Consider the following 20183-nt stretch of genomic DNA (forward strand, 5'->3'; position numbering starts at 1 on the left):
GCCTGACTCCCTGCCAATCGCAATGAGAGAGGCGCTTTTCGCTCATGCAAGACCTGACTCTGGTGATGGCCCAGCTCGACCCGCTGGTGGGCGATATCCCCGGCAATACCGCGCAGGCCATTGAAGCCGTGCGCGAAGCGCGCATCGAACACCGTGCCGACGTGGTGGTCTTCCCTGAACTGTTTCTGACCGGCTATCCCCCGGAAGACCTGTTGTTCCGCGAGTCGATGGAGTCGCGGCTCGAGCAGGCCCGCGAGCAGATGGCGCGCAAGGTGGCGCGCGACGTGATGGTGATCATCGGCTATCCGGGCAAGCGCGATGGGCGGCTACACAATCTCGCCGGCGTGCTGTACGACGGGGAATGGCTCGGCGAGTACGCCAAGCAGGCACTGCCCAATTACCAGGTGTTCGACGAACAGCGGTATTTCGCGCCGGGCGCATCGCCGCTGGTCATCGAACACCGTGGCGCCAGGCTCGGCGTGTTGATCTGCGAGGACCTGTGGGACGGCGGGCCGGTGGCCCGGAGCGTCGATGCCGGCGCCGATATCGTGGTCACGCTCAATGCCTCGCCCTATCACCGCGACAAGCCGCTGGAACGGGAGCGCCTGTTCGCCGAGCGTGCTCGGGCGGTGACGCGCCCCGTGGTCTATCTCAACCAGGTCGGCGGCCAGGACGAGCTGGTCTTCGACGGAGGCTCCCTGGTGCTCGACGCCAGCGGCCAGGTCGCGGTACGTGCGCCGTTCTGGGAAGTGGGCCTGATGCCGGTACGCTTCACCGACGCCTCGGGGGGCTGGCAGCCCGAGGCGGGCGAGTGCGAGCCGCTGTTGAGCTCGGAGGAGAGTCTCTATTGCGCGCTGGTCACCGGGCTGCGCGATTACGTCAACAAGAATCGCTTTCAGGGCGTGGTGCTGGGACTTTCCGGCGGTATCGACTCGGCACTGTCGCTGGCCATCGCGGTCGACGCCCTGGGGCCCGAGCGTGTCCAGGCGGTGATGATGCCCTATCACTACACGGCGGATATCTCCAAGGCGGATGCGGCGGCGCAGGCCGAGCTGCTCGGGGTGCATTACGAGGTCATGCCGATCGCGCCGATGGTGGAGGCCTTCACCGATACGCTGCGCGAGAGCTTCGCCGGAACCGAGCGTGATACCACCGAAGAAAACCTGCAGTCGCGTTGTCGCGGCGTGCTGTTGATGGCGCTCTCCAACAAGAAAGGACTGATGGTGCTGAGCACCGGCAACAAGAGCGAGATGGCCGTGGGTTATGCCACGCTCTATGGCGACATGGTGGGCGGCTACAATGCGCTCAAGGATGTCTACAAGACATGGGTGTATCGCCTGGCCAAATGGCGCAATGCCCAGGCACCGGCCATTCCCGAGCGCGTCATCACGCGCCCGCCCTCCGCCGAGCTGGCCCCGGATCAGGCGGATAGCGATTCGCTGCCTGCCTATGACGAACTGGACGCGATCCTCGAGCGCTACATCGAGGGCGACATGAGCGCCGAGGCGATCATCGATGCCGGTTTCGCCAGCGAGGATGTCTACAAGGTCGTGAAGCTGGTCGACCGCTCCGAGTACAAGCGGCGTCAGGCGCCGGTGGGCGTGCGGGTGACGGTGCGTGGCTTCGGGCGCGACCGTCGCTATCCCATCGTCAATGGCTGGGCGCCGGGGGAGTGATCCCGGTCTCCGGCGACGCAGCATGAAAGACGCCCCCGCCGGCATGAGCGGCGGGGGCGTCTAGCCTGTGGCCTGATAGAGCGGTTCGCGTCCGAACGCTCGACCCCGGCTGTCAGTCGTTCAGCGTCAATGGTTCGGCGTCGACGTGCTCGGGCTCGAAGGTGTTGCCATCGAGACGTGCATTGTCGGGATCGTTCTTGATCAGCGTCTGCAGGACGGTACGCGCGCGATCACGCATGTCCAGCCCCAGGTAGCCTTCGACCATGACGGCGAGGGCATCGCGCGTGGCAGGGGTCTGCGGATAGTGCTGGAGTACCCACTCGCCACGGTTGATGGCCGCCAGGTAGGCGCCCTTGCGCAGGTAGAAGTCGGCGACCTGCAGCTCGTGACGCGAGAGGACGTTGCGCAGGTAGACGATGCGCTGGCGGGCGTCGGCCGCATAAGGGCTGTCCGGAAAACGGCGGACCAGCTCGCCGAAGTCGACGTTGGCGTCGCGCGTGGCGCCCAGATCGCGCTTGGAGATGTCGATCAGCTCGAGCCCTTCGAGACTGAAACGGCCGGCTTGATAGGCCGCGAGCCCGCGCATGTAGTAAGCGTAGTCGACCTGGGCGTGGTCGGGATGCAAGCGGATGAAACGGCTGGCGGCGGCGCGTGCCTGTTCCCAGTCTTCGGTCTGGTAATACGCGTAGATCAGCTCCAGTTGAGCCTGCTCGGCGTAGCGTCCGAAGGGGTAGCGTGTGTCCAGCGCTTCGAGGCGTGTCACGGCCGTGCTGTACCGCCCGGCATCGAGCGCCGATTGCGCTTGCTGGTAGAGCTCCTGCTCTTGCAGGTCCGGTGCCGGCTCGTTGCTGGCGCAACCGGCGAGCAGCGCGCCGCTCAGTAGCAACGCACCGAACGTGCCAAGTGAAGGGAGTCGCATCGTCATCCTCGTTCAACCAATACGGGGCGGCCGTGCTAGAATCCGCCAGTTCGGAGTCACTATAAAGCAAACGCCCCCAGTGGCGAAATGGAACCGAGCATTGCCATGGCAGATACCGTGCAGCGAGAAGAACGCGTCCCCGACACCATGATCGGCCTGCGCCTGGATCAAGCCGCCGCCGAGCTGTTCGCGGACTTCTCCCGCGAGCGTCTCAAGGCCTGGATCAAGTCGGGCGCATTGACCCGGGACGGCGCGCCTGCGCGGCCCAAGGACAAGCTGTTCGGTGGCGAGCGGCTGACGCTCGAGGCCACGCTCGAGGAAGACACGCGCTTCGCACCGCAGGCCATGGCGCTGTCGATCGTCCACGAAGACGACGATGTTCTGGTCATCGACAAGCCCGCGGGGCTGGTCGTGCATCCGGCCGCCGGCAATCCCGATGGCACCTTGCTCAATGCCTTGCTGCACCATGCGCCGGGACAGATGCAACTGCCCCGTGCCGGGATCGTGCATCGTCTCGACAAGGACACCACCGGCCTGATGGTGGTTGCCAAGACGCTGGCTGCGCATGCCTCGCTGGTCGAGCAGTTGCAGGCACGTACGGTATCGCGTGAGTACGATGCCGTGGTGACCGGCAGGATGACGGCCGGTGGCAGTGTCGATGCACCGATCGGCCGCCATCCCAAGGATCGCAAGCGCCAGGCGGTCACCCCGTCGGGCAAGCCGGCGGTGACGCATTACCGCGTGGTGGAGCGCTTTCCCGCTCACACCCATGTGCGCTGCCGGCTCGAAACCGGGCGCACCCACCAGATTCGCGTGCATATGGCGCATCGGCGCTTTCCGCTGATCGGCGATCCGGTCTATGCCGGGCGCCTCAAGATGCCGGCCGGCGCCACCGACGCACTGAAGGACGTGCTGCGTCATTTTCCGCGTCAGGCGCTGCATGCTCGCAAACTGGCCTTCGTGCATCCCGGCACGGGCGAGACGCTGACGTTTCGCGCGCCCTTGCCCGACGATATGCTGATGTTGCTGGATTTCCTGCGCGATGCAGCCGACACGCCGACCTGAGTGAGCCTGTCATGAGCGAACGCCCCACCCTGATCTTGCCCGACTGGCCGGCGCCGAGCACGGTCGGCGCATTCGTGACCACGCGCGAGAGCGGGCCCAGCCAGGGCGCTTTCGCGTCCTTCAACCCGGCGGATCACGTCGGCGACGATCCCGTCACGGTCGAGGCCTGTCGCCGTCGCTTGAGCGCCGAACTCGACGACGAGCGTCCCTTGCTGTGGCTGGAACAAGTGCACGGGGCCAACGTGCAGCAGGAGTATCGTGCCGACTTTGCCGAGCACGCGCCGCGTGCGGATGCCTCGGTGGCCTTCGATACCGGCCATGCCTGCGTGGTGCTGACGGCCGATTGCCTGCCGGTCTTCTTCTGCGACCGTCAGGGTACCCGGGTGGGCGTGGCGCACGCCGGCTGGCGGAGTCTGGCCGGCGGCGTGCTGGAGGCCAGTGTTGCTGCGCTGGGCGTGGCGCCGGACGACCTCATGGCCTGGCTGGGGCCGGCGATCTCCAAGGCGCAGTTCGAGGTGGGTGCCGAGGTGTTCGATACGTTCGTGGCCGTGCAGCCGGAAGCGGAAAGCGCCTTCGAGCCCAGTCCCTATCGGCTCGGCCATTACATGGCGGACCTCTATCGCCTGGCGAGGCTGCGTCTCGAACGTCTGGGCGTCGGCCATATCGGCGGGGGGCACTTCTGTACCGCCTGCGAACCGCGCTTCTATTCCCACCGCCGCGACGACGGCAACACCGGCCGCATGGCCAGCGTGATCTGGCTGCGCTAACGCCGCTCGTCTCCTTTCGCGCTGGCGGAACGTTTTTTGCACGCCAGTGACTTGAAACGCCTCCAGCATACCTCCATTGATGATGTCAACATGAAATGACTTGGCGGCGCGCGCCGGTGCGCCGCATTGGAGGAGGGTTCGATGCGAATCGATCGAATGACCAGCAAGCTGCAGAACGCCCTGGCCGAGGCACAATCCCTGGCAGTGGGGCGCAGTCACAATCAGCTCGATCCCGGGCATGTGCTGATGGCGCTCGTCGAAGCGCAGGAAAGCGGCATCAAGGGACTGGTGCAGAAGGCCGGCGGCGATACCGCGCGGCTGCGCGACGGCCTGTCCCAATACCTCGATGGCTTGCCCAGTGTCGGCCAGTTCGATGGCAATGTGACCATGGGGCAGGAACTGGCGCGGCTGTTCAACTTCGCCGATCGCGAAGCGCAGAAACGTGGCGACCAATACATCGCCAGCGAGCTGGTGGTGCTGGCGGCATTGGAAATGAAAAGCGCCATCAGCAAGGTGCTCCAGCAGGCCGGTCTGGATGTCCAGTCCGTGCGGAGTGCCATCGACAGTCTGCGCGGAGGCAGCAAGGTGGATGATGCCTCGGCCGAGGAGAGCCGCGAGGCCCTGGACAAGTACACCACCGACCTGACCCAGCGCGCCGGAGAGGGCAAGCTCGATCCGGTGATCGGTCGTGACGACGAGATCCGCCGCACGATCCAGGTGCTGCAGCGGCGTACCAAGAACAATCCGGTATTGATCGGCGAGCCCGGTGTGGGCAAGACCGCCATCGTCGAGGGGCTGGCGCAGCGCATCGTCAATGGCGAGGTGCCCGAGGGCCTCAAGGACAAGCGTGTGCTGGCGCTGGACATGGGCTCGTTGCTGGCTGGCGCCAAGTACCGGGGCGAGTTCGAGGAACGTCTCAAGGCCGTGCTCGGGGAGCTGGCCAAGGAGGAGGGGCGTGTCATCCTGTTCGTCGATGAGCTGCATACCATGGTCGGCGCCGGCAAGGCCGAGGGCGCGATGGACGCCGGCAACATGCTCAAGCCGGCATTGGCGCGGGGCGAATTGCACTGCGTCGGGGCCACTACGCTGGACGAATATCGTCAGCACATCGAGAAGGATGCGGCACTCGAACGGCGTTTCCAGAAAGTCCTGGTCGACGAGCCCAACGAAGAAGACACCGTGGCGATCCTGCGTGGCCTCAAGGAGCGTTACGAGGTCCATCATGGTGTCGATATCACCGATGGTGCCATCATCGCCGCGGCCAAGCTGTCGACCCGCTACATCACCGATCGTCAGTTGCCCGACAAGGCCATCGACCTGATCGACGAGGCGGCCTCCCGGATCCGCATGGAACTCGACTCCATGCCCGAGGAGATGGACCGTCTCGACCGGCGGCTGATTCAGCTCAAGATGGAGCGCGAAGCGCTGAAGAAGGAGACCGACGAGGCCACCAAGAAGCGCCTCGACTCGCTCGAAGCGCAGATCGAGTCGCTAGAGCGCGAGTACGCCGACCTCGAAGAGGTGTGGAAAGCCGAGAAGGCCAGCATCCAGGGGGCGGCACAGTTCAAGGCGGAGCTCGAGCAGGCGCGTATCGATCTCGAGGCGGCACGCCGTCAGGGGGATCTGGGCCGCATGTCCGAGCTGCAATACGGGGTGATTCCCAAGCTCGAGAAGCAGATCGCCGAGGCGAGCGAGCAGGAAACCGATACCGCCAAGCATCAACTGCTGCGTTCCAACGTCACCGAAGAGGAGATCGCCGAGGTGGTCTCTCGCTGGACGGGGATTCCGGTGTCCAAGATGCTCGAAGGCGAACGCGACAAATTGCTGCGCATGGAAGAGGCGCTGCACGAGCGCGTGATCGGGCAGGATGAGGCGGTGACCGCCGTGGCCAATGCCGTGCGGCGTTCGCGTGCGGGACTCGCCGATCCGGGACGTCCCAATGGGTCCTTCCTGTTCCTGGGGCCCACCGGGGTAGGCAAGACCGAGCTGTGCAAGTCGCTCGCCAGCTTCCTCTTCGATACCGAGGAGGCCATGGTGCGCATCGACATGTCCGAGTTCATGGAGAAGCATTCCGTGGCGCGGCTGATCGGGGCGCCGCCGGGCTATGTGGGATACGAAGAAGGCGGTTACCTGACCGAAGCGGTACGCCGCAAGCCTTACTCCGTGCTGCTGCTCGACGAGGTCGAGAAGGCGCACGCGGATGTCTTCAATATCCTGCTCCAGGTGCTCGAGGACGGCCGTCTCACCGATGGACAGGGGCGCACGGTGGATTTCCGCAATACGGTGATCGTGATGACCTCCAACCTGGGATCGGACATCATTCAGCGCATGGGCGGCGACGATGCCGATTATGGCGCGATGCGCGATGCCGTCATGGGAGTCGTGGGCGATCATTTCCGTCCGGAGCTGATCAACCGCATCGACGAAGTGGTGGTGTTCCACGCACTGGGCCAGGAGCAGATCCAGTCCATTGCCGGCATCCAGCTCGAACGCCTCAAGGCGCGTCTCGCCGAGCGCGAGATCCGTCTCGAGGTCAGCGACGATGCCCTGGCACAATTGGCGGTGGTCGGCTTCGATCCGGTATTCGGTGCGCGTCCGCTCAAGCGTGCCATCCAGAGCCGGATCGAAAACCCGCTGGCGCAGGAGCTGCTCGCCGGCAACTTTGCGGCGGGCGATACCATCAAGGTGACGGCCGAGGATGGTCATCTGGCCTTTGCCAAGTAAAGCTGGCGCTCGCCAGTGCCGGAAAAGCCCGCCCCTTCGGGGGCGGGTTTTTTTCATGCCGCTATGCGGGCGCTGCAACGCAGCAGCAGCGCGCGTTCAGGACGCTGTCCCGGCGGTCAGGCGCTTTTGAATGTCCTCCAGCGATACGCCCTTGGTCTCGGGCATCAACAAGGCCACGAACAGTACCTGCAGGACCATCATCACCGCGAAGAAAGCGAAGACCGGACCGCCACTGAAGGCGCCCAGCACCCAAGGGGTGACCAGGGTGATGGCGGCGGCGAAGAACCAGTGGGTGAAGCTGCCCAGCGACTGGCCTCGCGCGCGTTCCCGGTTGGGGAAGATTTCCGAAATGAAGACCCAGATGACGGTGCCCTGGCTGATACCGTGGGCGGCCACGAACACGCAAAGCTGCAAGGGAATCAGTGCCCCGCCCAGGTCGTCGGTGAAGAAGGCATGCGAAATGATCGACAGCGAGACCAGGTAGCCCGCCGAGCCTATGTACATCAACGTACGCCTGCCCAGGCGGTCGATCAGGGCGATGCCCAGCATGGTGAAAAGCACCATGATCAGACCGATGCCGGCGGTCGATAACAGTGCCGCGTTGCTGCCCAGCTCGGCGGATTCGAGGATGCGGGGCGCGTAGTACAGCACGAAGTTGATGCCGGTGAACTGGTTGAAGAACGCCATCAGGAAGGCCAGCAGGATAGGCAGTCGATAACGCTTCGAGAAGAACCGGCTGCGAGCCTGCTGGTCGCGCTCATCGGCGCTGCGGATCTCGGCGATCTGCCGGTCGGTATCGACCTCGGGATCGATCTGTCGCAGCACATGGGCCGCAGCGACGTCGTCGTTGCGGTTGAGGACCAGCCAGCGTGGACTGCGTGGCACCAGGAAGACCAGCAGGGTGTAGACGAGCGCGGGCAGCGCCTCGATACCCACCATCCAGCGCCAGGCGTCGGCGTCCAGCAGGGCCCCGAGGGTGGCATTGGAGACATAGGCCATGAAGATGCCGAACACCACGTTGAATTGGTACAGGGCGACGAGCTGGCCGCGTCGATCGGCGGGCGCGATCTCGGAAATGTAGGCGGGAGCGGCGACGGTCGACATGCCCACGCCGAAGCCGCCGATCAACCGGAAGGCCGAGAACCAAAGAGGGTCGGTCGCCAGCGCCGAGCCGATGGCCGACACCAGGTACAGCACGCCGATGATCAGCAGGGTGGGGCGTCGCCCCAGCCGGTCGGTCGGCCAGTTGCCGAAGAGGGCCCCGATCACCGTCCCCCACAGAGCCATCGACATGATGAACAGGCCATGCTGCAGGTCGCTGAGGCCCCAGAGCGTCTGGATGGGTTTGTCCGCGCCGGAGATGACGGCGGTATCGAAGCCGAACAGGAAGCCGGCCATGGCCACAAAGAGCGACCATTTGAGGATGTTGGACATGAGGTTGCTCTCCGTGTCGGTAGCTGCAGTCCGCGTCCATTGGAATGGTGCTGAATCGAATCAGCGTTAGTCAGTACAGCATCTCGGGTAAGTGCGTGACCACTCATGCAGTGTGCAACTTTAGTCGCGCCTCACGCGCATCCGGGGCGTCGATACCCCTCTCCCTGCCGTCCTTCCGGTGGCTGACGGTTGACAGTCCCGTGACGCTATTGGAATCTTGAAGGTTCCTGATTGCGGGCGCGGCCTCGACCGGGCGATCCCCGACTTGTCGCGTGAAGGGTAGGTGTCAACCTCTACCCGCCTGTCGAAGGATATTCCGGGCACGGGCTAACCGCCTTGTCCGGCCACCCCCGACGCAGCGATCCGTTGCGAATAGAGTGCAGGCCCTATCCGGGCCGAAGGACGCCAGGGCATGGCATCAGGTGCCGGCGCAGCCGGCAGCGGCGTACCGCCGCATCGACACTTCGTCGTCCGTAACGTGACGGCGAAATGGCACTCGCTATCTCCAGGGGAGAACTACCAGTGGAATTGCTTTCCGGCGCCGATATGATCGCCCGCTTCCTGCAGGATGAGGGCGTCGAGCGTATCTATGGCTATCCCGGCGGCGCGGCGTTGCACATCTATGACGCGCTGTTTCGCCAGGACAAGGTCAAACACATTCTGGTTCGCCATGAGCAGGCCGCCACTCACGCCGCCGATGGCTATGCCCGTGCCTCGGGCAAGCCGGGCACGGTGCTGGTCACGTCCGGCCCCGGGGCGACCAATGCCGTGACCGGCATTGCCACCGCCTACATGGACTCGATTCCCATGGTCGTGCTGTGTGGCCAGGTGGCCAGCCACCTGATCGGTGAAGACGCCTTCCAGGAAACCGATATCGTGGGCGTGACACGGCCCATCGTGAAGCACAGCTTCGCCATCAAGCATCCCTCGGAAATTCCCGAGGTGCTCAAGAAGGCCTATTACCTCGCCTCGACCGGTCGTCCCGGGCCGGTGGTCGTGGACATTCCCAAGGATATGACGGCGCCCACCGAGCGTTATGAGTACGTCTATCCGAAGAAGGTCAAGATTCGCTCCTACAACCCGGTCACGCGGGGGCACAGCGGCCAGATCAAGAAGGCCGTGGACATGATGCTCAAGGCACGGCGTCCGGTGTTCTATACCGGGGGTGGCATCGTCACCAGCGGCGCCAGCGAGAACCTGACCGCACTGGTGCGTCGCCTGGGCTTCCCGATCACCACCACGCTGATGGGGATCGGCGCCTATCCGCAGACCGATGCGCAATCGCTGAGCTGGCTGGGCATGCATGGCAGCTACGAGGCCAACATGGCCATGCACCATGCCGATCTGATCATCGCCATCGGCGCGCGCTTCGATGATCGCGTGACCAACAATACGTCCAAGTTCTGCCCCACCGCCAAGATCGTGCACGTGGATATCGACCCCAGCTCGATTTCCAAGACGGTGCGCGCCGATGTGCCGATCGTGGGGCCGGCAGACAGCGTGATCAATGAGATGATCAGCCTGCTGCAAGGTCGTGAAATGGCCAATGCGGAAGCCCTGCCGGAGTGGTGGGCGACCATCGACGGCTGGCGCGCCGAGCGCGAGGGCAAGCTCTACGAGCCGTCCCAGCCGGGCGAACGCCTCAAACCGCAGGAGGTCGTCGAGGCGGTGTATCACATCACGCGCGGCGAGGCGTTCGTGACCACCGACGTCGGCCAGCACCAGATGTTCGCGGCACAGTACTACAAGTTCGACAAGCCCAACCGCTGGATCACGTCCGGGGGCCTGGGCACGATGGGCTTCGGGTTTCCGGCGGCGATGGGCATCAAGCAGAACTTCCCCGACGACATCGTCGTCTGCTTCACGGGGGAAGGCAGCTTTCAGATGATGATGCAGGAGTTGTCGACCTGTAAGCAGTTCGGCACCGGAGTGAAGATCATCAATCTCAACAACGGGTCGCTGGGCATGGTGCGCCAGTGGCAGGATCTCAACTACAAGTCGCGGCATGCGCATTCCTACATGGAATCGCTGCCGGATTTCCACAAGTTGATCGAAGCCTACGGCTTCACGGCGCTCAAGGTGGAACGCCACGACCAGCTCGACGCGGCACTGGAACGCATGTTCGCCGACAACGACGAACTGGTGTTCCTGGATGTCGATGTCGATCCTCGTGAACACGTCTACCCGATGCAGGTGCCTTTGGGCGCCATGCGTGACATGCTGCTTTCGAAGACGGAGCGGACCTGATGCGCCACATCATCTCGATCCTGCTGGAAAACGAACCCGGCGCCCTGTCCCGCGTGGTGGGCCTGTTTTCGCAGCGCAACTTCAACATCGAAACCCTCAACGTCGCGCCGACCGAGGACCCGACGCTGTCGCGGCTGACGGTGACCACGGTGGGCGACGATCGCGTGATCGAGCAGATCACCAAGCACCTCAACAAGCTCATCGATGTGGTCAAGCTCGTCGACTTGACCGAGGGCAACCACATCGAGCGAGAGCTGATGCTGGTCAAGGTGAAGGCGCTGGGGGCGAGTCGCGACGAGGTCAAGCGGACGGTGGACATCTTCCGTGCCCAGATCGTCGACGTCACGCCGAGCGTCTACACGGTCCAGATCACCGGCGATGCCGGCAAGCTGGATGCCTTCGTCCAGGCCATGGCGCCGATCGGTATTCTCGAGGTCGCACGTACCGGGGTATCCGGCATTTCGCGTGGCGACAAGGTGCTCAGCCTCTAGGCCCGGGCGCCATCTCGAGCCATGCAGCACCAAGGCCGCTCTTCGGAGCGGCCTTTTTGCATTCCAACCGGGGCTACTGGATCTGCGACCAAAGCGCCTTGACCAAGGGATTGCGAAGCTTTTTCTCGGTCACGCAAAGGCCGACCTCGTAAGGCGTCAAGCCGGGTTCGACGTCGAGAACCTGTATCCGCTCGGCCAAGGGGCTGTTGTCGACCACGATCTGCGGCACCACGCCGACGCCGAAGCCCAGCCCGACCATGCTGACGATGGCCTCGTTGCCCGCGACCTGGGCGTAGATGTGAGGCTTGATGCCCAATTGCCGGAACCAGGCGTCCGTGCGGTCACGGGCGAGCCCCGATTCGGACAGGATCATCGGGATGCTGCCCCAGCTCTCCGCTTCCGTGGTTGCGGTGAGGGTGGCCAGCCATTGCGGCATGTCACGCGGGGCGATGAACAGTAGCGGCGAGGTGGCGATCGGCTTGAACGCCAGGTGCGCGGGCAGTGTCTCGGGCCGCGCCGTGATGGACATGTCCTCTTCGCCGCTGAGCACGCGCGATACCGCGCTGGCGGGATCGCCGGTATGCAGCTTGAGCTCGATACGGGGGTGACGCAGACGAAACTCGCTGAGCAACTCGTAGAGAAAGCTGTAGCTGGCGGTCACCGAGCAGTAGATGCTGATTTCCCCGGCGAGCTGGCGGCTCTCCGCCATCAGGGAGTGCCGCAGCACGTCCCATTGCTCCAGGGCGTCGCGTGCATAACGCTGGAACAGTCGGCCTTCATGGGTCAGGCGAACGCTGCGGTTGTCCCGCTCGAACAGTGTCACGCCGAGCTGCGTCTCCAACTGGCGGATGGTGCGGCTCAATGTCGAGGGGCTGACATGGCAGGCTTCGCTGGAGCGACCGAAATGCAAGGTCTCGGCGAGGCTGAGGAACTGCTGATAGGGGCGTGTATCCATGGCGGCATCATTTCAATTTCCGGCATACGGTATTGCAAATATAGCGTTTTACGCAACGCATGGCCTGGCGTAAGGTGGCATCAAAGCGTCGCGATAGACGACGCTACGGCGGAAAGCCATCAACGCTGACACTTCACACGTTTCTTCTTCGATATCTGGAGTACGACATGCGCGTTTATTACGACAAAGATTGCGACCTCTCGCTGATCCAGGCGAAGAACGTCACCATCGTGGGCTATGGCTCCCAGGGGCATGCTCATGCGCATAACCTCAAGGAGTCCGGCGTCGACGTCACCGTGGCACTGCGTCCGGGGTCTTCGTCGGTGGCCAAGGCCGAAGCGGCCGGCTTCAAGGTCGCTTCCGTTCCTGACGCCTGCAAGACCGCCGACGTGCTGATGCTGCTGGCGCCGGACGAGAACCAGAAAGCCATCTACGAGCAGGACATCGCGCCCAACCTTAAGCAAGGCGCGACGCTGGCTTTCGCGCATGGCTTCAACATCCACTACAACCAGGTGACGCCGCGCGCGGATCTGGACGTGATCATGATCGCGCCCAAGGCGCCGGGTCACACGGTTCGCTCCGAGTTCGTGCGGGGCGCAGGCGTTCCGGACCTGATCGCCGTGCAGCAGGATGCCACGGGGCAGGCCAAGGAACTGGCACTGTCGTACGCCGCCGGCGTGGGTGGCGGTCGTAGCGGCATCATCGAAACGACCTTCAAGGATGAAACGGAAACCGATCTGTTCGGCGAGCAGGCGGTGCTGTGCGGTGGCGCGGTCGAGCTGGTCAAGGCCGGTTTCGAGACACTGACCGAGGCCGGGTACGAGCCCGAGATGGCCTACTTCGAGTGTCTGCACGAGCTCAAGTTGATCGTCGACCTGATGTACGAAGGCGGCATCGCCAACATGAACTACTCCATCTCCAACAATGCGGAGTACGGCGAGTACGTGACGGGCCCGGAAGTCATCAACGAGCAGTCGCGGGAAGCCATGCGCAATGCCCTGAAGCGCATCCAGAACGGTGAATACGCCAAGATGTTCATCAGCGAAGGCAACAGCAACTATCCGTCGATGCACGCGCGTCGTCGCCTGAACGCCGAGCATCCCGTCGAGCAGGTCGGCGAGAAGCTGCGCGGCATGATGCCCTGGATCGCGGCGAATCAGCTGGTCGACAAGAGCAAGAACTGAGCGTCCTGAAACGGACGGCATGAAACGGGCGCGACCACTGGTCGCGCCCGTTTGCGTTTTCGGTCGTCAATGGTCCCGACTGTCGACTAGGCTGGCAGTATGTAGAATAGCGGTACGCTCATCACGAGCGCCCCATGGCAACGGATGACTTTTTTATGACGCAAGAACCGCGCACGCCGGAATCGTCCAAGGACGCTGACGCCGAGAACGTTTCGGCCGAGAGTTCGGAGCTTCATGACGAAGACGAGATCATTGAGGAAACCATCGAAAACGGGAAGCGCGTGCGTCGGCGGGGCATTTACCTGTTGCCGAACCTGTTCACGCTTTCGGCGCTGTTCTCCGGGTTCTTCTCCATCATCGCGGCCATGAACGGCAATTTTTCCGGGGCCGCCATCGCGATCTTCGTGGCGATGGTGCTCGATGGTCTCGATGGGCGCGTGGCGAGGATGACCAATACGCAAAGTGCCTTCGGCGCCGAGTTCGACAGCCTGGCCGACATGGTCTCGTTCGGTGTGGCGCCCGCGTTGGTGGCGTTCTCCTGGATACTGCAGGATGTCGGCAAGATTGGCTGGATCGCGGCATTCATCTTCGTCTCCGGCGCTGCGCTGCGCTTGGCGCGCTTCAACGTGCAGATAGGCAGCACCGACAAGAAGTGGTTCGTGGGATTGCCGAGTCCTTCCGCGGCCGCGCTCGTCGCGGGGTGCGTATGGACGCTGCATAAATTCGATGCCGACGCGCTGGGCTTCAAGCTGTTCATCGCCTTCGTCGTGGCGGCAGCGGGTGTCTTGATGGTCAGCAACGTCCGCTACCACAGTTTCAAGGAAGTCGACTTCAAGGGCCCGGTGCCTTTCGTTGTGCTGCTCGCCATCGTGCTTGCGTTCGTGGTCATCTCGCTTGAGCCGTCGCTCATGCTGCTGATCCTGTTCGGCTGCTACGTGGTCTCCGGACCGTTGTTCGCCCTCATGCGCAAGATGCGCTGAAGGTCTCGCGAGCGGTCGAGTTATCCACATGTCGTTGGCGAGGCGGCACGACGGGTGGGTGTGGATAACATCATGAGCGCAGGAGACGAAAAACCCCTTGCGTTCACGGCGGCGGATCCGTAAAGTACGCATCCGCTGCCGGCGACGGACCTCGTGGCCAGCGGTGGAAGAGGTTCGCAAGTGACTGACTTGCTTGAGATTTTCAGGTTCGCCTCGAACGATCTCGCTTGACAGTCGCGCCGGTTTCGGTAAAATGCGCACCTCGCGAGTCGCCACTCATCGCACGAATGTTCGGATGCGGTGATGGATTGTCCCGACAAGCATTTTGCCTTGACAATCACGGCGGTATCGGTAGAATACGCCTTCCTCGTTAGGCGCTTTGGCGAAAACGAGATGCTCTTTAACAAGTCGATCAGGTAATTCATGTGGGCGCTTGCCCGGGATAGGGGTGCCAGTCACGACCTATCAAGGCAAGCGACTCGTCAGAGACCTTCGGGTCTTTTTGAGAACGTTTTAGTCTTGAACCAAGTTTGGTCCGCTCAACGGACTATCAGACTTTCAACTGAAGAGTTTGATCATGGCTCAGATTGAACGCTGGCGGCAGGCCTAACACATGCAAGTCGAGCGGTAACAGGTCCAGCTTGCTGGACGCTGACGAGCGGCGGACGGGTGAGTAATGCATAGGAATCTACCCAGTCGTGGGGGATAACCTGGGGAAACCCAGGCTAATACCGCATACGTCCTACGGGAGAAAGCGGGGGCTCTTCGGACCTCGCGCGATTGGATGAGCCTATGTCGGATTAGCTGGTTGGTGGGGTAACGGCTCACCAAGGCGACGATCCGTAGCTGGTCTGAGAGGATGATCAGCCACACTGGGACTGAGACACGGCCCAGACTCCTACGGGAGGCAGCAGTGGGGAATATTGGACAATGGGCGAAAGCCTGATCCAGCCATGCCGCGTGTGTGAAGAAGGCTTTCGGGTTGTAAAGCACTTTCAGTGGGGAAGAAGGCTTGTCGGCCAATACCCGGCAAGAGCGACATCACCCACAGAAGAAGCACCGGCTAACTCCGTGCCAGCAGCCGCGGTAATACGGAGGGTGCAAGCGTTAATCGGAATTACTGGGCGTAAAGCGCGCGTAGGCGGCTTGTCACGCCGGGTGTGAAAGCCCCGGGCTCAACCTGGGAACGGCATCCGGAACGGGCAGGCTAGAGTGCAGGAGAGGAAGGTAGAATTCCCGGTGTAGCGGTGAAATGCGTAGAGATCGGGAGGAATACCAGTGGCGAAGGCGGCCTTCTGGACTGACACTGACGCTGAGGTGCGAAAGCGTGGGTAGCAAACAGGATTAGATACCCTGGTAGTCCACGCCGTAAACGATGTCGACTAGCCGTTGGGTCCCTTGAGGACTTAGTGGCGCAGTTAACGCGATAAGTCGACCGCCTGGGGAGTACGGCCGCAAGGTTAAAACTCAAATGAATTGACGGGGGCCCGCACAAGCGGTGGAGCATGTGGTTTAATTCGATGCAACGCGAAGAACCTTACCTACCCTTGACATCCTGCGAACCCGGAAGAGATTCCGGGGTGCCTTCGGGAGCGCAGAGACAGGTGCTGCATGGCTGTCGTCAGCTCGTGTTGTGAAATGTTGGGTTAAGTCCCGTAACGAGCGCAACCCTTGTCCCTATTTGCCAGCGATTCGGTCGGGAACTCTAGGGAGACTGCCGGTGACAAACCGGAGGAAGGTGGGGACGACGTCAAGTCATCATGGCCCTTACGGGTAGGGCTACACACGTGCTACAATGGCCGGTACAAAGGGTTGCGAAGCCGCGAGGTGAAGCCAATCCCAGAAAGCCGGCCTCAGTCCGGATTGGAGTCTGCAACTCGACTCCATGAAGTCGGAATCGCTAGTAATCGTGCATCAGAATGGCACGGTGAATACGTTCCCGGGCCTTGTACACACCGCCCGTCACACCATGGGAGTGGACTGCACCAGAAGTGGTTAGCCTAACTTCGGAGGGCGATCACCACGGTGTGGTTCATGACTGGGGTGAAGTCGTAACAAGGTAGCCGTAGGGGAACCTGCGGCTGGATCACCTCCTTAAACGACGGTGCACACCCTGCCCGGGTAAGCGCTCACAATGAATTGCCTGATCGAAGCAGAGCAACGACTGTGGAATGGCTAGTGAAGTCGCCCAGTGACCAACGGGTCTGTAGCTCAGTTGGTTAGAGCGCACCCCTGATAAGGGTGAGGTCGGCAGTTCAAGTCTGCCCAGACCCACCATCTCTCGCTCGGTTGGTTAGAGCGCACCCCCTGGGGTGACATAAAGAGAGGGTGAGGTCGCCGGGTTTTGTTCAAGTCTGCCCAGACCCACCAAATTTGCGTGATACGTCGTTGAAAGACACCTTGTATAGCAGGCTATACGGCGCTGTCTTTCGCCTAGTCTCACACAAATTGCATGTCCTTTCGGTGACACGTGCCGCGAGAGATGTGCCGACAAGGGGCCTTAGCTCAGCTGGGAGAGCGCCTGCCTTGCACGCAGGAGGTCACCGGTTCGATCCCGGTAGGCTCCACCATCCCGACAGTCGACTCATCAAGCCCTAAGCCGTGTGCTTTCCCGTAAAGCCTACCGCTTAGAGCTTTTGCTCTAACGCTCTTTAACAATGTGGAACAAGCTGACAAAGCAAGACGATACGTCTCAAGCGTATCCGGCAATTATCGTGTTCATCCACGATCAGACCCTTTGGGGTTATATGGTCAAGCGATGAAGCGCATACGGTGGATGCCTAGGCAGCCAGAGGCGATGAAGGACGTTGTAGCCTGCGAAAAGGCTCGGTGAGGTGGCAAACAACCTGCGACCCGGGCATGTCCGAATGGGGAAACCCACTCATCACAAGATGAGTATCCCGTACTGAATTCATAGGTGCGGGAGGCGAACCGGGGGAACTGAAACATCTAAGTACCCCGAGGAAAAGAAATCAACCGAGATTCCCTCAGTAGCGGCGAGCGAACGGGGACCAGCCCTTAAGTCAATGCACGGTTAGGTGAACGGCCTGGAAAGGCCGGCCATAGTGGGTGATAGCCCCGTAACCGAAAACCCGCATTGGTGAAATCGAGTAGGTCGGGGCACGTGAAACCTTGACTGAAGACGGGGGGACCATCCTCCAAGGCTAAATACTCCTGGCTGACCGATAGTGAACCAGTACCGTGAGGGAAAGGCGAAAAGAACCCCGGAGAGGGGAGTGAAATAGATCCTGAAACCGTATGCGTACAAGCAGTGGGAGCACGTTTCGACGTGTGACCGCGTACCTTTTGTATAATGGGTCAGCGACTTATATTCAGTGGCGAGCTTAACCGAGTAGGGGAGGCGTAGGGAAACCGAGTCTTAACTGGGCGACCAGTCGCTGGATATAGACCCGAAACCGGGCGATCTATCCATGGCCAGGGTGAAGGTTGAGTAACATCAACTGGAGGCCCGAACCCAAGTATGTTGAAAAATGCTGGGATGAGCTGTGGATCGGAGTGAAAGGCTAATCAAGCCCGGAGATAGCTGGTTCTCCTCGAAAGCTATTTAGGTAGCGCCTCACGTATCACCGCCGGGGGTAGAGCACTGTTTCGGCTAGGGGGCCATCCCGGCTTACCAACCCGAGGCAAACTCCGAATACCGGTGAGTGCAGCGTGGGAGACACACAGCGGGTGCTAACGTCCGTTGTGAAAAGGGAAACAACCCAGACCGTCAGCTAAGGCCCCAAAATCCTGGTTAAGTGGGAAACGATGTGGGAAGGCTTAGACAGCTAGGAGGTTGGCTTAGAAGCAGCCATCCTTTAAAGAAAGCGTAATAGCTCACTAGTCGAGTCGGCCTGCGCGGAAGATGTAACGGGGCTCAAACCAGGTGCCGAAGCTACGGGCTCATCCTCAGGATGAGCGGTAGAGGAGCGTCGTGTACGCCTGCGAAGGTGAGTCGAGAGGCTTGCTGGAGGTATCACGAGTGCGAATGCTGACATGAGTAACGATAAGGGGCGTGAAAACCGCCCCCGCCGGAAGACCAAGGGTTTCTGTTCGACGTCAATCGGAGCAGAGTGAGTCGGCCCCTAAGGCGAGGCCGAAAGGCGTAGTCGATGGGAAACGGGTTAATATTCCCGTACCGGATGTGATTGCGATGGGGGGACGAAGAAGGCTAGGTGAGCCAGGCGTTGGTTGTCCTGGTGAAAGCCCGTAGGCCGAGGATTCAGGCAAATCCGGATCCTCAAGGCCGAGAGGCGAGACGAACAGACTACGGTCTGGAAGTCATCGATGCCACGCTTCCAGGAAAAGCCTCTAAGCTTCAGATCACATGCGACCGTACCCCAAACCGACACAGGTGGTCAGGGTGAGAATCCCAAGGCGCTTGAGAGAACTCGGGTGAAGGAACTAGGCAAAATGGCACCGTAACTTCGGGAGAAGGTGCGCCGGTGGCGGTGACGGCCCTCGCGGCCCGAGCTGCCACCGGTCGAAGATACCAGGTGGCTGCAACTGTTTATTAAAAACACAGCACTCTGCTAACGCGTAAGCGGACGTATAGGGTGTGACGCCTGCCCGGTGCCGGAAGGTTAAGTGATGGCGTTAGCTTTGGCGACGCGCTTGATCGAAGCCCCGGTAAACGGCGGCCGTAACTATAACGGTCCTAAGGTAGCGAAATTCCTTGTCGGGTAAGTTCCGACCTGCACGAATGGCGTAATGATGGCCACGCTGTCTCCACCCGAGACTCAGTGAAATTGAAATCGCCGTGAAGATGCGGTGTCCCCGCGGCTAGACGGAAAGACCCCGTGAACCTTTACTATAGCTTCACACTGGACGCTGATGTTGCTTGTGTAGGATAGCTGGGAGGCTTGGAACCCGGGACGCCAGTCCCGGGGGAGCCAACCTTGAAATACCAGCCTGGCATCATCGGCGTTCTAACTTGGGCCCGTTATCCGGGTCGAGGACAGTGTGTGGTGGGTAGTTTGACTGGGGCGGTCTCCTCCCAAAGCGTAACGGAGGAGCACGAAGGTACCCTCAGCACGGTTGGAAATCGTGCAATGAGTGCAAGAGCATAAGGGTGCTTGACTGCGAGACAGACACGTCGAGCAGGTACGAAAGTAGGTTCTAGTGATCCGGTGGTTCTGTATGGAAGGGCCATCGCTCAACGGATAAAAGGTACTCCGGGGATAACAGGCTGATACCGCCCAAGAGTTCACATCGACGGCGGTGTTTGGCACCTCGATGTCGGCTCATCACATCCTGGGGCTGAAGTCGGTCCCAAGGGTATGGCTGTTCGCCATTTAAAGTGGTACGCGAGCTGGGTTTAGAACGTCGTGAGACAGTTCGGTCCCTATCTGCCGTGGGCGTTGGAGATTTGAGAAGGGCTGCTCCTAGTACGAGAGGACCGGAGTGGACGCACCTCTGGTGTTCCGGTTGTCACGCCAGTGGCATTGCCGGGTAGCTATGTGCGGACGGGATAACCGCTGAAGGCATCTAAGCGGGAAGCCCCCTTCAAGATGAGATCTCCCCGAGGCCTCGAGCCTCCTGAAGGGCCCAGCGAGACCAGCTGGTTGATAGGCACGGTGTGGAAGCGCTGCAAGGCGTTGAGCTAACGTGTACTAATGGCCCGTGAGGCTTGACCATATAACACCCAAAGGGTCTTGTATGAACACGACCGGGTGCGCATGAGACGTAACGTGTCGGCTTGTTCCCATTGCGTCGATGGCCTCGGTGAGGCGATCGACACC

At 61.6% G+C, this 20183-nt stretch carries 11 protein-coding genes, 2 tRNA genes and 2 rRNA genes; 12 read left to right on the top strand and 3 right to left on the bottom strand.

The features are described 5' to 3' along the window. Positions 1-44: 44 nt before the first annotated feature. A complete protein-coding gene (locus CSAL_RS02530) occupies positions 45-1676 on the top strand; it encodes an NAD+ synthase (protein WP_011505803.1) in 1632 nt (543 codons plus the stop codon). Between the two features lie 112 nt (positions 1677-1788). On the opposite strand, the gene CSAL_RS02535 is transcribed toward CSAL_RS02530, so the two are convergent. After that, positions 1789-2595, bottom strand: a complete 807-nt coding sequence (locus tag CSAL_RS02535; RefSeq protein WP_011505804.1) for an outer membrane protein assembly factor BamD — start codon at positions 2593-2595, stop codon at positions 1789-1791. Between the two features lie 105 nt (positions 2596-2700). Here CSAL_RS02535 and rluD point away from each other — a divergent pair, with 105 nt between their 5' ends. The 3 genes from rluD (at position 2701) to clpB (ending at position 7151) form a co-directional block, all read left to right on the top strand. Then, entirely contained in the window at positions 2701-3660 is a 960-nt protein-coding gene (gene rluD / locus CSAL_RS02540; RefSeq protein ID WP_035415314.1) for a 23S rRNA pseudouridine(1911/1915/1917) synthase RluD, read from the top strand. An 11-nt stretch (positions 3661-3671) separates the two neighbouring features. Then, entirely contained in the window at positions 3672-4427 is a 756-nt protein-coding gene (gene pgeF, locus CSAL_RS02545) for a peptidoglycan editing factor PgeF (protein WP_011505806.1), read from the top strand. Positions 4428-4568: 141 nt separating this feature from the next. Then, positions 4569-7151 carry an ATP-dependent chaperone ClpB gene (gene clpB / locus CSAL_RS02550; protein WP_011505807.1) on the top strand — a complete coding sequence of 861 codons (2583 nt, stop codon included), beginning with the start codon at positions 4569-4571 and terminating at the stop codon, positions 7149-7151. A 96-nt stretch (positions 7152-7247) separates the two neighbouring features. Here clpB and CSAL_RS02555 read toward each other — a convergent pair whose 3' ends face one another. Continuing rightward, the gene (locus CSAL_RS02555) at positions 7248-8585 is read right to left on the bottom strand and encodes a sugar porter family MFS transporter (RefSeq protein ID WP_011505808.1); all 1338 of its coding nucleotides are present in this window, start codon (positions 8583-8585) and stop codon (positions 7248-7250) included. Between the two features lie 522 nt (positions 8586-9107). Between CSAL_RS02555 and CSAL_RS02560 the strand changes: the two genes are divergently transcribed. After that, on the top strand, positions 9108-10832 hold the full coding sequence (locus CSAL_RS02560; protein WP_035415308.1) for an acetolactate synthase 3 large subunit: 1725 nt from the start codon (positions 9108-9110) through the stop codon (positions 10830-10832). Next, positions 10832-11323, top strand: coding sequence for an acetolactate synthase small subunit (ilvN, locus tag CSAL_RS02565; protein ID WP_011505810.1), 492 nt, complete (start codon positions 10832-10834; stop codon positions 11321-11323). Before CSAL_RS02560 ends, ilvN begins: the two co-directional genes overlap by 1 nt. 73 nt (positions 11324-11396) lie before the next feature. On the opposite strand, the gene ilvY is transcribed toward ilvN, so the two are convergent. After that, complete coding sequence (gene ilvY / locus CSAL_RS02570; protein WP_011505811.1) at positions 11397-12278, bottom strand: HTH-type transcriptional activator IlvY; 882 nt, start codon at positions 12276-12278, stop codon at positions 11397-11399. Positions 12279-12445: 167 nt separating this feature from the next. Between ilvY and ilvC the strand changes: the two genes are divergently transcribed. The 6 genes from ilvC (at position 12446) to CSAL_RS02600 (ending at position 20079) form a co-directional block, all read left to right on the top strand. After that, positions 12446-13462, top strand: coding sequence for a ketol-acid reductoisomerase (gene ilvC, locus CSAL_RS02575; protein WP_011505812.1), 1017 nt, complete (start codon positions 12446-12448; stop codon positions 13460-13462). Positions 13463-13617: 155 nt separating this feature from the next. After that, positions 13618-14442, top strand: coding sequence for a CDP-diacylglycerol--serine O-phosphatidyltransferase (pssA, locus tag CSAL_RS02580; RefSeq protein WP_011505813.1), 825 nt, complete (start codon positions 13618-13620; stop codon positions 14440-14442). Positions 14443-15001: 559 nt separating this feature from the next. Next, a 16S ribosomal RNA gene (locus CSAL_RS02585) occupies positions 15002-16539 on the top strand. Positions 16540-16642: 103 nt separating this feature from the next. Beyond that, a tRNA-Ile gene (locus CSAL_RS02590) sits at positions 16643-16719 on the top strand. A 217-nt stretch (positions 16720-16936) separates the two neighbouring features. Continuing rightward, positions 16937-17012: transfer RNA gene (locus CSAL_RS02595), tRNA-Ala, on the top strand. A gap of 179 nt (positions 17013-17191) precedes the next feature. Beyond that, positions 17192-20079 (top strand): 23S ribosomal RNA (locus CSAL_RS02600). Together the 16S and 23S rRNA genes with 2 tRNA genes alongside form the textbook arrangement of a ribosomal RNA operon. Positions 20080-20183 lie beyond the last annotated feature (104 nt).

Origin of the sequence: Chromohalobacter israelensis DSM 3043 (assembly GCF_000055785.1) — a bacterium.
GTDB classification, from domain to species: Bacteria; Pseudomonadota; Gammaproteobacteria; order Pseudomonadales; family Halomonadaceae; genus Chromohalobacter; species Chromohalobacter israelensis.